Below are 16,755 nucleotides of genomic sequence, written 5' to 3'. Positions count from 1 at the left end.
CCTGTAATCTCATTGAAACATAAACGAAATATAAATATTCGTTTCATGCCGGACCGCGGGCTGGCGATATTTTTCATTGTCACTCACAATTCACTATCTCCCCGGGTCGACTTTCATTAAACTTTGCGCGATTTTTTTTTAATTAAGAGATTGCATGCAGAATTATTCGTTATCAGGTAAGCGCCTCGGTCGTCAGGCGTTACTGTTCCCGCTGTGCCTTGTGTTATATGAATTCTCCACCTATATCGGCAACGATATGATCCAACCGGGTATGCTCGCGGTGGTGCAGGAGTTTCAGGTCGGCAATGAGTGGGTCCCCACCTCTATGACCGCCTATCTGGCGGGGGGGATGTTTTTGCAGTGGCTGCTGGGGCCGCTGTCGGATCGTATTGGCCGCCGTCCGGTGATGCTGACCGGGGTGGTGTGGTTTATCGTCACCTGTCTGGCGACGCTGCTGGCGCAAACCATTGAGCAATTTACCCTGCTGCGTTTCCTGCAGGGCATCAGCCTGTGCTTTATCGGCGCGGTGGGCTATGCGGCTATCCAGGAGTCGTTTGAGGAGGCGGTGTGTATCAAAATTACCGCCCTGATGGCTAACGTCGCGCTGATTGCGCCGCTGCTCGGGCCGCTGGTCGGCGCTGCCTGGGTGCATATGCTGCCGTGGGAGATGATGTTCGTGCTGTTTGCCGTGCTGGCGGCCATCTCCTTTGTGGGGCTGCAGCGGGCGATGCCGGAAACGGCGACGCGGATGGGGGAAAAACTGTCGGTAAAAGAGCTGGGCCGCGACTATCGTCTGGTGTTGAAAAACCTGCGCTTTGTCGCCGGCGCGCTGGCGACCGGTTTTGTTAGTCTGCCGCTGCTGGCGTGGATTGCGCAATCGCCGGTGATTATCATCAGCGGCGAGCAGGCCACCAGCTATGAGTACGGCATGCTGCAGGTGCCGATTTTCGGCGCGCTGATCGCCGGCAACCTGGTGCTGGCGCGTCTGACCTCGCGCCGCTCGGTTCGTTCGCTGATTATTATGGGCGGCTGGCCGATTATGTTTGGCCTGCTCCTGTCGGCGGCGGCCACGGTGGTCTCGTCCCATGCTTATCTGTGGATGACCGCTGGTTTAAGCTTCTACGCTTTCGGGATTGGCCTGGCTAACGCCGGGCTGGTGCGCTTAACGTTGTTCGCCAGCGAAATGAGTAAAGGGACGGTTTCGGCGGCGATGGGTATGCTGCAGATGCTGATCTTTACCGTGGGCATAGAGCTTAGCAAGCATGCGTATGAGCTTGGCGGTAACGGCCTGTTCAGCCTGTTTAACCTGTTGGGTGGGGTGTTATGGCTGGGGCTGATTATTTACTTCCTGAAAGATAAAAGCGTCGGCAGTTCGCAGCAGGCGTGATACGTAGTAAACCCGGATGCCTAAAGGCACCCGGGTTCTCATCAGGCGAACGGCGCTTCGCGATTCAATACCTTATCAATAATATGCAATACGCCTTCTTCGTTATTATGCGGGGCATGATGACTGGCGACGGCTTTGACCTCCGCTTTGGCATTCGCCATGGCGAAACCAAAACCGGCATGCTGCAACATTTCAATATCATTGCCGCTATCGCCGAAGGCCACCACCTCATGGTTATCAATGCCCCAGCGCTCCTGCAAAATGCGCAGGCCGTTGGCTTTATGCACGCCAGGGATGATTAAATCGATACTGCCGTAGCCGGTGGCGACGGCGGTAACCATATCGCCCAGCGCCGCGTGTAGCTTCGGCTGAATTTCCGGGATCAGATGATCCGGCACGTTCAGACCGAATTTGAGGATCGCGTCATCGAGATGGTTAAAATCATCCACCAGTTCGAGACGGTGATAGTACTTCGCCGCCACCGCTTTTAGCTCGTCGTTATAGCTATTGAGCGTATAGGCGCTGCGTTTGCCGCAGGCGATAATTTCGATATGCGGCAGCGTTTGCAGGTGGTCGACGACGGCGTTGAAATGCGTCGTCGGCAGCTGGCAGTTAAAGATATCCTCTTTACCGCTCACCACCCAACCGCCGTTTTCGGCGACGAAGGCGATTTCATCGACCAGCTCGGGGAAGAACGATATCAGCTGGTAATACTGGTTGCCGCTGGCGACCACGAAGCGAATGCCCTGTTCGCGCATGCGCTGATACTGCGCCAGAAAACGTGGGCGATTATAGGTCTTGGCATCGCTTAAAAAGGTGCCGTCCATGTCTACCGCAATCAGTTTGATGCTCATTAGCTATTCTCCATCACAGGTTCAGGCTGCGGTTTGGCTACCGCGCGGGCTACCAGCGCCGCCACCATCACCAGACCCAGTACTACCATCATGGCGCTACGCAGGCCAAAATGTTCGCCAAGGAAGCCCAGCAGCGGCGGCCCGACGAGGAAAGCCAGATAGCCGGTAATCGCCACGACGCTCACGCGTTTCGGCGCATCCGGGCCGGTATCGCTGGCGGCGGAAATGGTAAGCGGGAAACCGAGCGACGCGCCGAGTCCCCACAGCAGTACAGATACCCCGGCAACCCAGGTGCTGTCGACAAAAATAATCAGCCCGATACCCAGCGCGCCCATTACCGCGCTGGCGCGTACGACGGTGACGCGACTGTAGCGGTCGATAAACCAGCCGCCGGTGAAGCGGCCGAGGGTCATGCCGAGGGTGAAACCGGCGTAAATCAGCGAACCGGAAGTGGGGCTAAAGCCGTGGCCGTCGACCATCAGCAGCGGCAGCCAGTCGTTGGCGGAACCTTCGGCAAAGGCCATTGCCAGCACGATCACGCCGATCAGCAACAGCTGCACGTCGCGCCAGACCGGTAGGCCTTTGGCCTCGCTATGGGCGGATTCGGCGGCGTTTTTGCCCGTGCCGTCGGGGATGGCGCGAATGGCGATAACGATGGGGGCAATCGCCACCAGCGCGGCGATCAGAATATGCGGCGCGGCGGGCAGGCCAAACCCGGTCACCGCCATACCGATGCCGGCGCCCACGAGGGTGCCGAAGCTGTAAAAACCGTGCATCATCGGCAGCACGGTTTTATTCATTTCCCGTTCAACGGCAGCGCCTTCGACGTTAATCGCTACTTCCGCCGAGCCGAAGCTGGCGCCAAAGATAGCCAGCCCAAAGGCGAACAGCGGCGCAGAGGCGAGCCACAGCGCCAGGCTTAACACCAGCATGCCCGCCACGGCGCACAACATAGTTGTGCGGATGACTTTACGGGTACCGAAGCGCTTCACCAGCCATGCTGAACAGAGAATACCGCTCATCGAACCAATCGACAGGCCAAATAGCACCATTCCCATTTCAGCAGTGGAAAGGGTTAGTAAATCGCGAATCGCGGGCGTACGGGTGGCCCAGGAGGCCATCAATAAGCCGGGGATAAAAAAGAACATAAATAGCGCCCACAGCCGAAGCTGGAGGGCTTTGCGAGAAGTTTGCGCCGTCATCCATAAACGCCCGAGAAAGAAGAGTTGCAGACAACAGTAGCAAGGTTGTGTACATTTGTACACATTCCGCTATCGCTTGACCTGCGTAGCGCACAGAGGGGAAAAACACACCGATGACCCGCAGACCGAACGATCCGCAGCGGCGCGAGCGCATCCTGCAGGCGACGCTGGATACCATCGCCGCGCACGGAATTCATGCGGTAACGCACCGTAAAATCGCCAGCTGCGCCGGGGTACCGCTGGGCTCGCTGACCTATTATTTTAGCGGTATTGAGGCGCTGATTGAGGAGGCGTTTCGTAACTTCACCGTCGAAATGTCGGCGCAGTATCAGCAATTTTTCGACGGCGTCGGCAGCCGTCAACAGGCCTGTGACGCTATCGCCGAGCTGATCTTCAGCGCCCAGGTGACCACCGCGCGCAATATGGAGTTAATGTACCAGCTGTACGCGTTTTGCAGCAGCCGACCAGTGCTGAAAACGGTCATGCAGAGCTGGATGCTGCGCAGTCAGCAGACGCTGGAGCAGTGGTTCGAACCGGCGACGGCGCGCGGGCTGGATGCGTTTATCGAGGGGATGACGCTGCACTTCGTCACCGATAGCGCGCCGCTGTCGAAAGCGGCGATTCGCCTGATGGTCGGGCGGCTGGCGGGGGAGAATAGCGCTAGCTAAGCGTCGCTCCGGCGGTGACGTTAACCACCGTGGCGGTCATCGCCGCCGCCGACGGTGAGGCAAGAAAGGTGATGACTCCGGCTATCTGCTCAAGTGTCGGCAACCGCTGCAGCATCGTGCTGTGCGCCGCACCACCCAGCCACTGTTCGACGCTCAAGCCCAGCGCCTGTGCTTTAGGCGCAAACACCTCGGCAGTATAAGAACCCGCCAGCGCCGCATCCGCTATCGCGTGTGACCGTACGCCGAGCACGCGGATATTTTTCGCGCCGAGTTCGCTGGCCAATGCGTTGATAAAGGCTTCCATTGCGGCGCAGCCGACGATATGGCCGAGGTGTCCAGGGATGGCCATCGTCGCGGAAGGAGGGATAGTGGTAATAATGACGCCCTCGCGTTCGCCACCCATCCACGGTGCCACTGCCTGGGCAATAGTAAATTGGGCATCAAGAAAGGGGACAAAACCCTGGTGATACTCGGCAAGGGATAATTGTGCCAGCGTTTTCCCCTGATTGTGGAGAAAGCCGGTGGCATTGACTACGATGTCAATCCCGCCGGTTCGCCCGGCCAGGTTGGCCACCTGCGCGGTGGTTTGCCCGCCATCCAGCACATCCAGTTGCAGGGTCTCGACGATCCCGCCTGCGGCGTGAATCTCAGCCGCCGCCTTTTCCAGCTTATCCGTCTGCCGGGCGGCCAGAAAGATCCGCGCGCCTTCTTTCGCCATGGCGAGCGCCGCCGCGCGGCCAATCGCGCCGCTGCCGCCGAAAATCACCACGGTCTTATCTTTAAGCAACATGAAGAGCGCCTTATGTGGGAGTGGATCAGCAAAGTATGGGTGAAAAAATAGACTGTGCAAGGAGGGGGTAGTATTAAAATCAGTGCAGTAATTTTTGAGTTCTGGCCGTAAAATAAACCTGTTACTTAATCATTTAACATGTTGTTTTAATTGAAAAAAATAAATATTTTTTTTCTGGTTCTTGAGCGTAAAAGTGATTAGCCTTTTATCATCTTATGGTTATTGAGATGGGTTTCATGGATGCAAAGCTAATTGCCAGGGGAATTGTTGATGGTTTAACTTCCCTTTCCGAAGGATTTTATTTATCAGCAATAAGACCGGTAGAAGGTTCAGGAGTCTTGGGGCGTGATCTTAAAAGGCGTAATGAATATGAAACGGAGCGTTTTATTAGGGCGTTCAGAGCATTGATATCGAACGATCAACCAATCAGGCAGCTAATCACCATTGTGAGCACGGATTTTTATGCAAAACTCGATGACAAAGGGAAGAAAGCGATTAATGACAGGATTGGTTATTCTGACGCAAAACTGGGAACACGTACGGGGGCTCAGTTTTGCCTGTCCCTGACTTTATCCGAAAAAATAATTGCGCAATTGAAAACAACCAGAATTGGAAACTACGTTCTGCGGGGCTCGGCATCGTTTGCTTTAAGTGCCGTTATTATGCAGGGGATAATCGAAGAGGCAGCGAGAGCTTCTCGTAGGATGAAGGACAGGTATTCATCAACCTATATGAAAGTTTCACCAATGAATCTTGATATGGTCTACTTTCTGGTTGAAGAACCACTAGAACCGTATCTCAAGTACATAGAGAGCCATCCAATGCAATGTAAAGGAATAGAAAATGAAATCTGTAAAATTCTCGGCCAGCCATTCTTATAAAAGAATTGGCGTGCATTGCATCAATATGATTGATGCAATGGGGAGGGGGATTTGCTCAATAATGGCTTTTGTTAGTCTTATTGCGCTGGATGGCTGGCTATTCAGGCTGGGTGGCTTTGCGGTTTGTTTTGTACTGATTTGCCTAATTATTTTTCTGGCCGACTGGTTAAAGGCAAAAATTCAGTAAGTGATTACGGTCAGTACGCAACTGATATCTTCAGAGCGGTTTTGGTTTCAGGCTAGCTCGAAAAGTACCAACTTCAGGCAACAAAAAACCCATCAACCTTGAACCTAAACGGCGGGGTTGATGGGCTCCACAAAATGGGGACATCAAAGAAAAGCAGTGGCACTAGTTATGACTGACATCCTGGGAAAAAGTTCTGTTCATCACCGATTTTTTTGCGAAAAAGTTAAAAATTTTCGGCCGGGGCTAGCCAAGGCCCGGCCAGATGATGACGATTAGCGTACCGGCAAGGGTGAGCAGCACGTTGGCGATAGCGTAAGTGCCAGCATAGCCGAGTGCGGGAATGTTGCTGCGCGCGGTATCGCTGATAATTTCCATCGCCGGGGCGCAGGTGCGCGCGCCCATCATCGCGCCGAACAGCATCGCGCGGTTCATGCGTAGCACATAGGCGCCGAACAGGAAGCAGATCACCACCGGCACCAGGCTGACGATAAGACCGGCAGCCAGCATTTGCCCGCCAATGGCGCCCAGACCGTTATTAATACCCGCGCCGGCGCTCAGGCCGACCCCGGCCATAAACACCATCAGACCGAACTCCTTAACCATGTTCAATGCGCCCTGCGGGATATAGCCGAAGGTCGGATGGTTGGCGCGCAGGAAGCCAAGCATAATGCCGGCGAACAGCAGGCCGGCGGCGTTACCGATGCCGAAGCTGAACGAGCTGAACTGGAAAGTGATCATGCCGATCATCAGGCCGACGATAAAGAAGGCGCAGAAAGCCAGCAGATCGGTCACCTGGCTGTGAATCGAAATAAAGCCGATGCGGTCAGCGACGGTTTTTACGCGGCGGGCGTCGCCGCTCACCTGCAGCACGTCGCCTTTATTGAGCACCACGTTATCGTCGATTGGCATCTCAATCTGGCTGCGGATCACCCGGTTTAAGAAACAGCCGTGATCGGTCAGCTTCAGCTGCGCCAGGCGGCGGCCGACGGCGTTATGATTCTTAACCACAATCTCTTCGGTGACGATACGCATATCGAGCAGGTCGCGGTCAAACACCTCTTTACCGTTACGGAAGCTTGGGTCGAGGCGGGCATGGGCGTCCGGGTAGCCAACCAGCGCGATATCGTCGCCCATCTGCAGTACCGCGTCGCCATCCGGGTTCGCCAGGATACCGTTACGACGAATACGCTCGATATAGCAGCCGGTCTGGCGGTAAATTCCCAGCTCACGAAGATTTTTGCCGTCCGCCCACGCGACCAATTCCGGGCCGACGCGGTAGGCGCGGATAACCGGCAGATAGACTTTACGCTTGGAGTCGGTATCCAGACCGCGCTCGCGGGCGATCTGCTGGGCGCTGGTCTGCAGATCCTGATGCTGCAGCTTCGGCATATAGCGCGCGCCGACGATCAGGCTCACCAGGCCAACCAGGTAAGTCAGGGCGTAACCCAGGCTCAGGTGGTCAAGCGACTGCGCCAGCTGATCGCTGGGCAGGCCAAAGTGGCGTAGGGTATCGCCAGCGCCCACCAGCACCGGGGTGGAGGTCATAGCGCCCGCCAGCATCCCGGCGGTCAGGCCGATGTCCCAGCCAAACAATTTGCCCAGCCCCATAGCGATTAACATCGCGCTGGCCACCATCACCAGCGCCAGCATTAGATAGTTTTTGCCGTCGCGGAAAAAAATCGAAAAAAAGTTGGGGCCCGCTTCGACGCCGACGCAGAAAATAAACAGCATAAAGCCAAGATTTAGCGCATCTGTGTTAATGGCGAAGTGCTGCTGACCTAATAATAAAGAAACGACTAAAACGCCAATGGAATTACCAAGTTGTACTGACCCGAGGCGAAGTTTCCCCAGGCAAAGACCCAGTGCGAGTACAACAAACAATAACAGGATGTAATTCCCGTTTAACAAATCTGCGACGTTTATATTCACGAAAGCCAACTTCTCGTTTACTAGTAAGTTGTTGAAGGAAATGGTTTTTTGGTCTAAGGTTGCTCAAGCGTTCGCACTATGCCGAACGTTATTCTGGCATCCCGTTAATACCGATAAAACAGTGCCGCTAGTTTAATCTTTCCTGGTTGCTGCGGCTAGTCACAATCGTTTTACTCTGACGGGAGCGTTATAAGCATGGACTGCCAGAATGCTATTTCTGACTGGATGAAGTGAAAGATAGTTAGAGGCGAAATCAGGAGGATGTCGTGAAATCTGAGCGCGCGTGGGCCGGTATAATTTGTGGGTTCTTTCTGTTTATTGTGGTCTGTTTATCGCTGTTGCTGCATATGAAAGGGGCTTTTCGGCAAACGGGCAACCCCGAGCTTGGACTGCTGTTCTTTGTGCTACCTGGCGCCGTGGCGAGCTGTTTATCCCCCGGAAGGCGCGTCATACGTCCGCTGATTGGCGCCATGCTGGCGGCACCGGTTTGTCTGGTGGTGATGCGGATGTTCTTTATTACTCATCGATCGTTTTGGCAGGAACTGGCGTGGCTTTTTAGCGCGGTCTTCTGGTGCGCGCTCGGGGCGCTATGCTTTTTATTTATTTGCGTCTGGCTGGACGCCAGACGCAGGCACTCAACGGAAGAGTGAAGTCTCTCAGGCAAACAGGCCGAGATTTTCCTTCGCCCAGGCTTCGAAATCCGTGCAGCCGCCGATGTGTTTCTGATCGACGAAAATCTGCGGTACGGTTTCTACCGGCTTACCGACGGTTTTTTCCAGATCGGCTTTGCTGATGCCTTCCGCGTGGATATCAATGTAGCGATAGCTGAAGTCATCGCGCTCGGTGCTCAGTTTCTCAGCCAGTTCTTTAGCGCGAACGCAGTACGGGCAACCTGGGCGACCAAAAATAACGGTAAACATGCTTCTCTCCTTAAATCTCAGCCGGATGGCGAATGCGGCTATGATGCCGCGTTCCGTTAGCAAGGGGAAGAAGGTTTTACCTTTTATAGCGATGGTTGCGGGTTATGCTTGATCAATATCATCTGCTGCAAGACCCTATACAGATGCGCCAGCGATGCGCTGTGCGCGGCATGAGTATATTGAGGAGCGTTATGCGATCGCCTGCCGCATTACCCAAAAGTATTCTGATTGTTGAGCTCGTCGGCATGGCGCTGCTGACGTTGGCCTGGCTGTCATTAAACCAGTATGTTCAACTGCCTGCGCCATTTGCCAGCCCGACGGCGGCGCTCATCATGATCTTTGCCGGGATCCTGCTGATGATCCCGGCGGCGATAGCCTTAATGTGGCGAATAGCGAAAATTGTCGCGCCGCAGTTGACCGATAATAAGACCTCATCTTCTACCCCGTCCGAACGAGAAAAACACCATGACGCCGACCATTGATCTGCTGCGTAACCACCGTTCCATCCGCCATTTTACCGACGCGCCGATTAGCGACCAACAGCGTGAGGCGATCATTGCCGGGGCGCAAGGGGCTTCCAGCTCCAGCTTTTTACAATGTACCTCGATTATTCGCATTACCGACCCGCAGATGCGTGAGCAGCTGGTTGAGTTGACCGGCGGCCAGCAGCACGTGGCGCAGGCAGCGGAGTTTTGGGTATTCTGCGCCGATTTCAACCGCCACCTGCAAATTTGCCCGCAAGCGCAGTTGGGACTGGCTGAACAGCTGCTGCTGGGCGTCGTCGACACCGCGCTAATGGCGCAGAATGCCTTAATCGCCGCGGAATCCCTGGGATTAGGCGGCGTCTATATTGGCGGCCTGCGTAATAACATTGACGCGGTAACCGAGCTGCTGCAGCTGCCGAAACACGTGTTGCCGCTGTTTGGCCTGTGCCTTGGCTGGCCTGCTGACGACCCGCAGGTTAAGCCGCGTATCCCGCCTGCGATGCTGGTGCATGAGAATCACTACCAGCCGCTTGATCAACAGGTGCTGGCGCAGTATGACGAACAGCTGGCGGACTATTATCTGACGCGCGGCAGCAATACCCGCCGCGATACCTGGAGCGATCATATCCGCCGCACCATCATCAAAGAGAGCCGGCCGTTTATTCTCGATTATTTGCATAAACAGGGCTGGGCAACGCGCTGATTCCCTATACACTTCAACCTGCAAACGCAGAGTGCTGGCCGCCAGTTATTTTCTAAGAGGTGTTGGGTGAAAATCGCTATATTATCCCGGGATGGAACGCTTTATTCTTGCCGCCGCTTGCGTGAAGCCGCGCAAAAACGCGGGCATCAGGTCGAGATCCTCGATCCGCTCTCCTGCTATATGAGCGTCAGCCCGGTTGCCTCCTCGATTCACTACAAAGGGCGACAGTTGCCCCATTTTGATGCAGTCATTCCGCGTATTGGCACGGCGATCACCTATTACGGCACCGCCGCGCTGCGGCAGTTCGAACTGCTGGGCAGCTATCCGCTAAACGAGTCGGTGGCGATTACCCGCGCCCGCGATAAGCTGCGCTCGCTGCAGTTGCTGGCGCGTCAGGGAATCGATCTACCGGTCACCGGTATTGCTCACTCGCCGGACGACACCAGCGATCTGATCGCCATGGTCGGCGGCGCGCCGCTGGTGGTGAAGTTAGTGGAGGGGACGCAGGGGATTGGCGTGGTGCTGGCGGAAACGCGACAGGCGGCGGAAAGCGTGATTGACGCCTTCCGGGGCCTCAATGCGCACATTCTGGTGCAAGAATATATCGCTGAGGCAAAAGGGTGCGATATCCGCTGCCTGGTGGTTGGCGATGAGGTGGTGGCGGCGATTGAACGGCGGGCGAAGGAGGGCGATTTTCGCTCTAACCTGCACCGCGGCGGCGTCGCCACTACGGCCACGATCAGCGATCAGGAGCGGGAGATGGCGATTAAAGCGGCGCAAACGCTGGGTCTGGACGTGGCTGGCGTGGATCTTCTGCGCGCCCACCGCGGTCCGCTGGTGATGGAAGTTAACGCCTCGCCGGGGCTGGAAGGGATTGAAACCACCACTCACGTCGATATTGCCGGGCGAATGATCGCGTGGATCGAGCGCCAGGCCACGCCTGGATATTGTCTAAAAATGGGAGGGTAGCGTCACTTCGTTATCCTTTCATGGAATGCGACGCATTTTTTGCGTAAGCTATGCGTCGTTTTTTATCCAGCAAGAGGTCACAGGCACTATGGATTCACTGGTCGTTCCGGGTCTTGATACATTACGTCATTGGCTCGACGAGTTAGGCATCAGTTTTTTTGAGTGCGACTCCTGCCAGGCGTTGCACCTGCCGCATATGCAGAATTTCGACGGTATTTTCGATGCCAAAATCGACCTGCTGGACAACGTGGTGCTGTTTTCGGCGCTGGCGGAAGTGAAGCCCTCTGCGCTGCTGCCGCTGTCGGCGGATCTGTCGGCGATTAACGCCAGTTCGCTGACCGTAAAAGCGTTCCTTGATATTCAGGATGATAACCTGCCGAAGCTGGTGGTCTGCCAGGCGCTGCCCGTTGGCGCGGGCGTCACTCTCGAACAGTTTGCCTGGTTCTTCCGCCAGAGCGAAGAGCAGGTCTCGATGGTCATTCTGGAAGCCGGCGCCAATCAACTGCTGTATAAAGCGGAAGAGCAGGAAGAAGAGGCCGCAGCCGAAGAAGTGCAATACCATTTTCTGCACTAATTAATAAAAGCAGCCGCTGCGATGGCGGTTGCTTATTTATTCTGTCTCAAACCCGTCTTTAAAGAATTATTCACTGCTGTTTTAGCGCTTCGCTTTTATCTCGTAGACCTTTATTGGCTGGAAATATGATCCAGGGCGTTTTTTTGCCTGGGCTATATCCTCTTATTCTGGCTACAGTTATTCTGGCGAGGCGTCCTTTTGCGGGCAGCCAATCAGGGAGAGGTTTCCTCTCCTTATCTCAGGCAATGAAAAATATGCATGATTCTTGCATGCGTTCAGGTTCGTCTATTGCGTCCGTGAATTAACGGGCCTTGAGAAGGAAACAGAGATATGACCGCCTTGGGTAAAAAATGGTTAACAGGTGTGATTACGGGTGCGCTGATGGCCGTTTCTGCCGGCTCGCTCGCAGCGGAACAAAAAACGCTGCACGTTTATAACTGGTCTGATTATATTGCGCCGGACACGGTTGCCAATTTTGAAAAAGAGACCGGTATTAAAGTGGTGTATGACGTATTTGATTCCAACGAGGTGCTGGAAGGTAAATTAATGGCCGGCAGCACCGGGTTCGATCTGGTGGTGCCGTCGGCAAGCTTCCTTGAACGCCAGCTGGCGGCCGGGGTATTCCAACCGCTGGATAAAAGCAAACTGCCGAACTGGAAAAACCTCGACCCGAAAGTTTTACAACTGGTGGCGCGTCACGATCCCGATAATAAATATGCGATGCCATACATGTGGGCGACCACCGGCATCGGCTATAACGTCGATAAAGTGAAAGCGGCGCTGGGTAAAGACGTACCGTTGAACAGCTGGGATCTGGTGCTTAAGCCGGAAAACCTTGAGAAGCTGAAAAGCTGCGGCGTCTCCTTCCTTGATGCCCCCGAAGAGATTTTCTCGACGGTGCTGAACTATCTCGGCAAAGATCCAAACAGCACCAAAGCCGATGATTACACCGGACCGGCAACCGATCTGCTGCTGAAGCTGCGGCCCAATATCCGTTACTTCCACTCTTCGCAATATATCAATGACCTGGCAAACGGTGATATTTGCGTCGCTATCGGCTGGGCGGGCGATGTCTGGCAGGCGGCGAATCGCGCGAAAGAGGCGAAGAATGGCGTCAATATCTCCTACTTTATTCCGAAAGAGGGGGCGCTGGCCTTCTTTGATGTCTTCGCCATGCCGGCGGATGCCAAAAATAAAGACGAAGCCTATCAGTTCCTGAACTATCTGCTGCGCCCGGAGGTCATCGCCCATATCAGCGATCACGTCTACTACGCTAACGCTAACAAAGAGGCGACGCCGCTGGTCAGCGCCGACATCCGCAACAATCCGGCGATTTACCCGCCAGAGGATGTCTTCGCCAAGCTGTTCACCCTCAAGGTGCAGGATCCGAAGATTGACCGCGTGCGCACCCGCGCGTGGACCAAAGTGAAAAGCGGAAAATAACGCCGTCAGGCCCGGTACGCCGGGCCTGTAAAGGTCTGACCTGCTGTTCGCTGGCGGACATAGAACTGAAGAATGTATGGCAACCGGGCCATACGGTGATTGTATTTGCCGGAGAGCACCCGAGTGAATGACGCAATGCCCCGCCCACAGGCGAAAGCCCCCAAAGCGCTGACCCCGCTGCTGGAAATCCGTAATTTAACCAAATCCTTCGATGGGCAACACGCCGTCGATGATGTCAACCTCACTATTTATAAAGGCGAAATCTTTGCCTTACTGGGCGCGTCCGGCTGCGGGAAATCGACGCTGCTACGTATGCTGGCAGGTTTTGAGTTGCCCACCGCCGGGCAGATTGTGCTGGATGGCGTCGACCTGGCGCGCGTGCCGCCGTATCAGCGGCCGATCAATATGATGTTCCAGTCTTACGCGCTATTTCCCCACATGACGGTGGAGCAAAATATCGCCTTTGGTCTTAAGCAGGACAAGCTGCCAAAGGCGGAGATTAACGCCCGCGTCCAGGAGATGCTGGCGTTGGTGCATATGCAGGAGTTCGCCAAACGCAAGCCGCACCAGCTTTCCGGCGGCCAACGTCAGCGCGTGGCGCTGGCGCGAAGCCTGGCGAAGCGGCCGAAATTACTGCTGCTTGATGAACCGATGGGCGCATTGGATAAAAAACTGCGCGACCGGATGCAGCTTGAGGTAGTGGATATTCTTGAGCGCGTCGGCGTCACCTGCGTGATGGTCACCCATGACCAGGAAGAGGCGATGACCATGGCGGGCCGTATCGCCATCATGAACCGCGGTAAGTTCGTGCAGATCGGCGAGCCGGAGGAGATCTATGAACATCCGACGACCCGCTATAGCGCCGAGTTTATCGGCTCGGTAAACGTCTTCGAAGGGCTGGTCAAAGAGCGGCTGGAAGATGGCCTGGTACTGAATGCGCCGGGGCTGGTGCATCCGCTGAAAGTCGATCCGGATGCCTCGGTGGTGGATAACGTGCCGGTCTGGGTGGCGCTGCGTCCGGAGAAAATCATGCTCTGTGACGAACCACCGGCAGACGGCTTTAACTTTGCGGTAGGCGAGGTTATCCATATCGCTTATCTCGGCGATCTGTCTATCTATCATGTCCGTCTGAAAAGCGGGCAGATGATCAGCGCGCAGCTGCAAAATGAGCATCGCCATCGGAAAGGAATGCCGACCTGGGGTGATGAGGTTCGCTTGTGCTGGGATGCCGATAGCTGCGTTGTTCTGACGGTGTAAGGAGAGGGCGATGAGCACATTAGAACCTCCAGCCGGCGGCAAAAAGCCCGGCGGTTTTGCCCTGTGGCTGGCGCGCCAGCAGATGGCTCACGGGCGTAAGCTGGTGATTGCGCTGCCGTATCTGTGGTTAATCCTGCTGTTTTTACTGCCATTCCTGATCGTTTTTAAAATCAGTCTGGCCGAAATGGCGCGGGCGATCCCGCCCTATACCGAGTTACTGTCGTGGGCCGACGGTCAACTGACGTTGACGCTCAACCTCGGCAATTTCCTGCAACTGACCGACGATCCGCTGTACTTTGAGGCTTATCTGCAGTCGCTGCAGGTGGCGGCAATTTCCACCTTTTGCTGTCTGCTATTGGGCTATCCGCTGGCGTGGGCGGTGGCGCATAGCAAGCCGTCGACGCGAAATATCCTGCTGCTGTTGGTGATATTACCTTCGTGGACCTCGTTCCTCATTCGCGTTTACGCCTGGATGGGGCTGCTGAAAAGCAACGGGGTGCTCAATAACTTCCTGTTGTGGCTCGGAGTTATCGATCAACCGCTGGAGATTTTGCATACCAACCTGGCGGTGTACATCGGTATCGTTTACGCCTACCTGCCGTTCATGGTGCTGCCGATTTATACCGCGCTGACGCGTATCGACTATTCGCTGGTGGAAGCGTCGCTGGATCTCGGCGCCAGGCCGTTAAAGACCTTCTTCCAGGTGATTGTTCCGTTAACAAAAGGCGGCATTATCGCCGGTTCGATGCTGGTGTTTATTCCGGCGGTGGGCGAGTTCGTGATCCCGGAACTGCTCGGCGGCCCCGACAGCATTATGATTGGCCGCGTGCTGTGGCAGGAGTTCTTTAATAACCGCGACTGGCCGGTAGCATCGGCGGTGGCGATTGTGATGTTGCTGTTGCTGATCGTGCCGATCATGTGGTTCCACAAGCATCAGCAAAAACAGATGGGGGATCATGGATGAATGACTTACCGGTAGTACGTTCGCCATGGCGGATTCTGATCCTCGTGCTCGGTTTTACCTTCCTGTATGCGCCGATGCTGATGCTGGTTATCTATTCATTTAACAGTTCGAAGCTGGTGACGGTATGGGCGGGGTGGTCGACGCGCTGGTATAGCGAGCTATTTCATGATGACGCGATGATGAGCGCGGTGGGGTTAAGCCTGACCATTGCCGCCTGCGCGGCGACGGCGGCGGCGATCCTTGGCACGATTGCCGCGGTGGTGCTGGTGCGTTTTGGCCGTTTTCGCGGTTCCAACGGTTTTGCTTTTATGATCACCGCGCCGCTGGTGATGCCCGATGTGATTACCGGGCTGTCGCTGCTGCTGCTGTTCGTCGCGCTGGGGCATTCCATCGGCTGGCCATCGGATCGCGGCATGTTGACGATATGGCTGGCGCATGTCACCTTCTGTACTGCCTACGTGGCGGTGGTGATCTCTTCACGTCTGCGCGAGCTGGACAGGTCAATCGAAGAGGCGGCGATGGATCTTGGCGCCGCGCCGCTGAAGGTGTTTTTCGTGATAACCTTGCCGATGATTATGCCCGCGGTCATTTCCGGCTGGCTGCTGGCGTTTACCTTGTCTCTTGATGACCTGGTGATTGCCAGCTTTGTCTCCGGGCCGGGGGCGACGACGCTGCCGATGTTGGTTTTCTCCAGCGTGCGGATGGGCGTTAACCCGGAAATTAACGCCCTGGCGACCTTAATCCTCGGCGTGGTGGGAATTGTCGGTTTTATCGCCTGGTATTTAATGGCTCGCGCAGAAAAGCAGCGAGTGCGTGATATCCAGCGTGCAAGAAGGGGCTGAACCCCCTATACCCGTCATACTTCAAGCTGCATGTGCGTTGGCCGCGTTTGTTCACCCCAGTCACTTACTAGAGTAAGCTCCTGGGGATTCACTCACTTGCCGCCTTCCTGCAACTCGAATTATTTAGGGTATAATCTCTGCAATAGAGTTAACATTGGCGCCGCACTCGTGGCGCCGTTTTCATGGATGACTTTACGTTGGGATTGTTTACAAAAACTCGATCGTCTCATGCTCGTCTTAACGTCCCTGCGCTGGTACAGGTGGCGGCCTTTGCTATTATCTTAATTCGCGGTCTTGACCTGTTAATGATCCTCAATCAGCTTGGCGTGCAGGGGATTGCCGATTTTGTCCATCGTAGCGTGCAAACCTGGGCCCTGACGCTGGTGTTTCTGGCGAGCCTGGCGCTGGTGTTTATCGAGATCTGGTGCGCCTTTTCGCTGGTGAAAGGCCGCAACTGGGCGCGCTGGCTCTACCTGTTGACGCAAATTATCGTCATCTCTTATCTGTGGGCGGCCTCGATTGGCTACGGCTATCCAGAACTGTTCAGCGTGGCCGGGGAGTCAAAGCGGGAAATTCTCCATGCGCTGTTTCTGCAGAAGCTGCCGGATCTGCTGGTGCTGGCGCTATTGTTTATCCCTGCGTCGTGCCGACGGTTTTTCCGCTTGCAATAATGGTGATACAATCCCCGCCCCGGTTTTCT

The 16,755-nt window shown here is 55.3% G+C and carries 19 protein-coding genes; 14 read left to right on the top strand and 5 right to left on the bottom strand.

The features are described from left to right. The first annotated feature begins 154 nt into the window (after window positions 1-154). Window positions 155-1,387 carry a multidrug efflux MFS transporter KdeA gene (gene kdeA / locus ABLU78_RS22205; protein WP_015367543.1) on the top strand — a complete coding sequence of 411 codons (1,233 nt, stop codon included), beginning with the start codon at window positions 155-157 and terminating at the stop codon, window positions 1,385-1,387. Between the two features lie 41 nt (window positions 1,388-1,428). Here the strand turns inward: kdeA and ABLU78_RS22200 are convergent, their stop codons facing one another. After that, window positions 1,429-2,241, bottom strand: a complete 813-nt coding sequence (locus ABLU78_RS22200) for a Cof-type HAD-IIB family hydrolase (protein ID WP_015367542.1) — start codon at window positions 2,239-2,241, stop codon at window positions 1,429-1,431. Further along, complete coding sequence (locus ABLU78_RS22195; protein WP_015704846.1) at window positions 2,241-3,443, bottom strand: MFS transporter; 1,203 nt, start codon at window positions 3,441-3,443, stop codon at window positions 2,241-2,243. The genes ABLU78_RS22200 and ABLU78_RS22195 overlap by 1 nt, the downstream gene beginning before the upstream one ends. Before the next feature lie 113 nt (window positions 3,444-3,556). On the opposite strand from ABLU78_RS22195, the gene ABLU78_RS22190 reads away from it, so the two are divergent. After that, on the top strand, window positions 3,557-4,111 hold the full coding sequence (locus tag ABLU78_RS22190) for a TetR family transcriptional regulator (protein WP_048228577.1): 555 nt from the start codon (window positions 3,557-3,559) through the stop codon (window positions 4,109-4,111). On the opposite strand, the gene ABLU78_RS22185 is transcribed toward ABLU78_RS22190, so the two are convergent. Next, the gene (locus ABLU78_RS22185) at window positions 4,104-4,901 is read right to left on the bottom strand and encodes an SDR family oxidoreductase (protein ID WP_048228579.1); all 798 of its coding nucleotides are present in this window, start codon (window positions 4,899-4,901) and stop codon (window positions 4,104-4,106) included. The two genes, ABLU78_RS22190 and ABLU78_RS22185, sit on opposite strands and share 8 nt — an antisense overlap. A 236-nt stretch (window positions 4,902-5,137) precedes the next feature. Here ABLU78_RS22185 and ABLU78_RS22180 point away from each other — a divergent pair, with 236 nt between their 5' ends. Further along, on the top strand, window positions 5,138-5,782 hold the full coding sequence (locus tag ABLU78_RS22180; protein WP_162866926.1) for a hypothetical protein: 645 nt from the start codon (window positions 5,138-5,140) through the stop codon (window positions 5,780-5,782). Further along, complete coding sequence (locus ABLU78_RS22175; protein WP_162866927.1) at window positions 5,745-5,969, top strand: hypothetical protein; 225 nt, start codon at window positions 5,745-5,747, stop codon at window positions 5,967-5,969. Before ABLU78_RS22180 ends, ABLU78_RS22175 begins: the two co-directional genes overlap by 38 nt. A 243-nt stretch (window positions 5,970-6,212) precedes the next feature. Here the strand turns inward: ABLU78_RS22175 and ABLU78_RS22170 are convergent, their stop codons facing one another. Beyond that, window positions 6,213-7,898: an aspartate:alanine antiporter gene (locus ABLU78_RS22170; protein ID WP_015704851.1), complete on the bottom strand. Its 1,686-nt coding sequence runs from the start codon at window positions 7,896-7,898 to the stop codon at window positions 6,213-6,215. Window positions 7,899-8,164: 266 nt separating this feature from the next. On the opposite strand from ABLU78_RS22170, the gene ABLU78_RS22165 reads away from it, so the two are divergent. Beyond that, the gene (locus tag ABLU78_RS22165; RefSeq protein ID WP_015367534.1) at window positions 8,165-8,548 is read left to right on the top strand and encodes an inner membrane protein YbjM; all 384 of its coding nucleotides are present in this window, start codon (window positions 8,165-8,167) and stop codon (window positions 8,546-8,548) included. Between the two features lie 6 nt (window positions 8,549-8,554). Here the strand turns inward: ABLU78_RS22165 and ABLU78_RS22160 are convergent, their stop codons facing one another. Further along, window positions 8,555-8,818 (bottom strand): GrxA family glutaredoxin, encoded by a 264-nt coding sequence (locus tag ABLU78_RS22160; protein ID WP_015367533.1) that lies wholly within the window; start codon window positions 8,816-8,818, stop codon window positions 8,555-8,557. 191 nt (window positions 8,819-9,009) lie between these two features. On the opposite strand from ABLU78_RS22160, the gene ABLU78_RS22155 reads away from it, so the two are divergent. The 9 genes from ABLU78_RS22155 (at window position 9,010) to ABLU78_RS22115 (ending at window position 16,726) form a co-directional block, all read left to right on the top strand. Further along, on the top strand, window positions 9,010-9,300 hold the full coding sequence (locus ABLU78_RS22155) for a YbjC family protein (RefSeq protein WP_015367531.1): 291 nt from the start codon (window positions 9,010-9,012) through the stop codon (window positions 9,298-9,300). Further along, entirely contained in the window at window positions 9,284-10,006 is a 723-nt protein-coding gene (gene nfsA, locus ABLU78_RS22150) for a nitroreductase NfsA (protein WP_015704853.1), read from the top strand. The genes ABLU78_RS22155 and nfsA overlap by 17 nt, the downstream gene beginning before the upstream one ends. A 66-nt stretch (window positions 10,007-10,072) precedes the next feature. Then, window positions 10,073-10,975, top strand: coding sequence for a 30S ribosomal protein S6--L-glutamate ligase (gene rimK / locus ABLU78_RS22145; protein WP_045374099.1), 903 nt, complete (start codon window positions 10,073-10,075; stop codon window positions 10,973-10,975). 88 nt (window positions 10,976-11,063) lie between these two features. Beyond that, on the top strand, window positions 11,064-11,549 hold the full coding sequence (locus tag ABLU78_RS22140; protein WP_015367528.1) for a YbjN domain-containing protein: 486 nt from the start codon (window positions 11,064-11,066) through the stop codon (window positions 11,547-11,549). 330 nt (window positions 11,550-11,879) lie between these two features. Beyond that, window positions 11,880-12,992: a spermidine/putrescine ABC transporter substrate-binding protein PotF gene (gene potF, locus ABLU78_RS22135; protein WP_015367527.1), complete on the top strand. Its 1,113-nt coding sequence runs from the start codon at window positions 11,880-11,882 to the stop codon at window positions 12,990-12,992. A 123-nt stretch (window positions 12,993-13,115) separates the two neighbouring features. Next, window positions 13,116-14,249, top strand: a complete 1,134-nt coding sequence (gene potG, locus ABLU78_RS22130) for a putrescine ABC transporter ATP-binding subunit PotG (protein ID WP_015367526.1) — start codon at window positions 13,116-13,118, stop codon at window positions 14,247-14,249. A gap of 10 nt (window positions 14,250-14,259) precedes the next feature. Further along, window positions 14,260-15,213 carry a putrescine ABC transporter permease PotH gene (gene potH / locus ABLU78_RS22125; RefSeq protein WP_015367525.1) on the top strand — a complete coding sequence of 318 codons (954 nt, stop codon included), beginning with the start codon at window positions 14,260-14,262 and terminating at the stop codon, window positions 15,211-15,213. Further along, on the top strand, window positions 15,210-16,055 hold the full coding sequence (gene potI, locus ABLU78_RS22120) for a putrescine ABC transporter permease PotI (protein ID WP_015367524.1): 846 nt from the start codon (window positions 15,210-15,212) through the stop codon (window positions 16,053-16,055). The genes potH and potI overlap by 4 nt, the downstream gene beginning before the upstream one ends. A gap of 182 nt (window positions 16,056-16,237) precedes the next feature. Next, window positions 16,238-16,726 carry a YbjO family protein gene (locus ABLU78_RS22115; protein ID WP_015704855.1) on the top strand — a complete coding sequence of 163 codons (489 nt, stop codon included), beginning with the start codon at window positions 16,238-16,240 and terminating at the stop codon, window positions 16,724-16,726. The last annotated feature ends 29 nt before the right edge of the window (window positions 16,727-16,755 follow it).

Source organism: Klebsiella sp. JN_Kp122 (assembly GCF_040062085.1).
GTDB classification, from domain to species: Bacteria; Pseudomonadota; Gammaproteobacteria; order Enterobacterales; family Enterobacteriaceae; genus Klebsiella; species Klebsiella aerogenes.
The sequence above is the reverse complement of the archived record's forward strand: the minus strand, read 5'-3'. Positions and strand labels throughout refer to the sequence as shown.

Excerpts from the sequence above, each read along its gene's own strand:
- kdeA (WP_015367543.1), top strand. The coding sequence starts at position 155 with ATGCAGAATTATTCGTTATCAGGTAAGCGCCTCGGTCGTCAGGCGTTA.
- ABLU78_RS22200 (WP_015367542.1), bottom strand. The coding sequence starts at position 2,241 with ATGAGCATCAAACTGATTGCGGTAGACATGGACGGCACCTTTTTAAGC.
- ABLU78_RS22195 (WP_015704846.1), bottom strand. The coding sequence starts at position 3,443 with ATGACGGCGCAAACTTCTCGCAAAGCCCTCCAGCTTCGGCTGTGGGCG.
- ABLU78_RS22190 (WP_048228577.1), top strand. The coding sequence starts at position 3,557 with ATGACCCGCAGACCGAACGATCCGCAGCGGCGCGAGCGCATCCTGCAG.
- ABLU78_RS22185 (WP_048228579.1), bottom strand. The coding sequence starts at position 4,901 with ATGTTGCTTAAAGATAAGACCGTGGTGATTTTCGGCGGCAGCGGCGCG.
- ABLU78_RS22180 (WP_162866926.1), top strand. The coding sequence starts at position 5,138 with ATGGATGCAAAGCTAATTGCCAGGGGAATTGTTGATGGTTTAACTTCC.
- ABLU78_RS22175 (WP_162866927.1), top strand. The coding sequence starts at position 5,745 with ATGAAATCTGTAAAATTCTCGGCCAGCCATTCTTATAAAAGAATTGGC.
- ABLU78_RS22160 (WP_015367533.1), bottom strand. The coding sequence starts at position 8,818 with ATGTTTACCGTTATTTTTGGTCGCCCAGGTTGCCCGTACTGCGTTCGC.
- ABLU78_RS22155 (WP_015367531.1), top strand. The coding sequence starts at position 9,010 with ATGCGATCGCCTGCCGCATTACCCAAAAGTATTCTGATTGTTGAGCTC.
- nfsA (WP_015704853.1), top strand. The coding sequence starts at position 9,284 with ATGACGCCGACCATTGATCTGCTGCGTAACCACCGTTCCATCCGCCAT.
- ABLU78_RS22140 (WP_015367528.1), top strand. The coding sequence starts at position 11,064 with ATGGATTCACTGGTCGTTCCGGGTCTTGATACATTACGTCATTGGCTC.
- potF (WP_015367527.1), top strand. The coding sequence starts at position 11,880 with ATGACCGCCTTGGGTAAAAAATGGTTAACAGGTGTGATTACGGGTGCG.
- potH (WP_015367525.1), top strand. The coding sequence starts at position 14,260 with ATGAGCACATTAGAACCTCCAGCCGGCGGCAAAAAGCCCGGCGGTTTT.
- potI (WP_015367524.1), top strand. The coding sequence starts at position 15,210 with ATGAATGACTTACCGGTAGTACGTTCGCCATGGCGGATTCTGATCCTC.
- ABLU78_RS22115 (WP_015704855.1), top strand. The coding sequence starts at position 16,238 with ATGGATGACTTTACGTTGGGATTGTTTACAAAAACTCGATCGTCTCAT.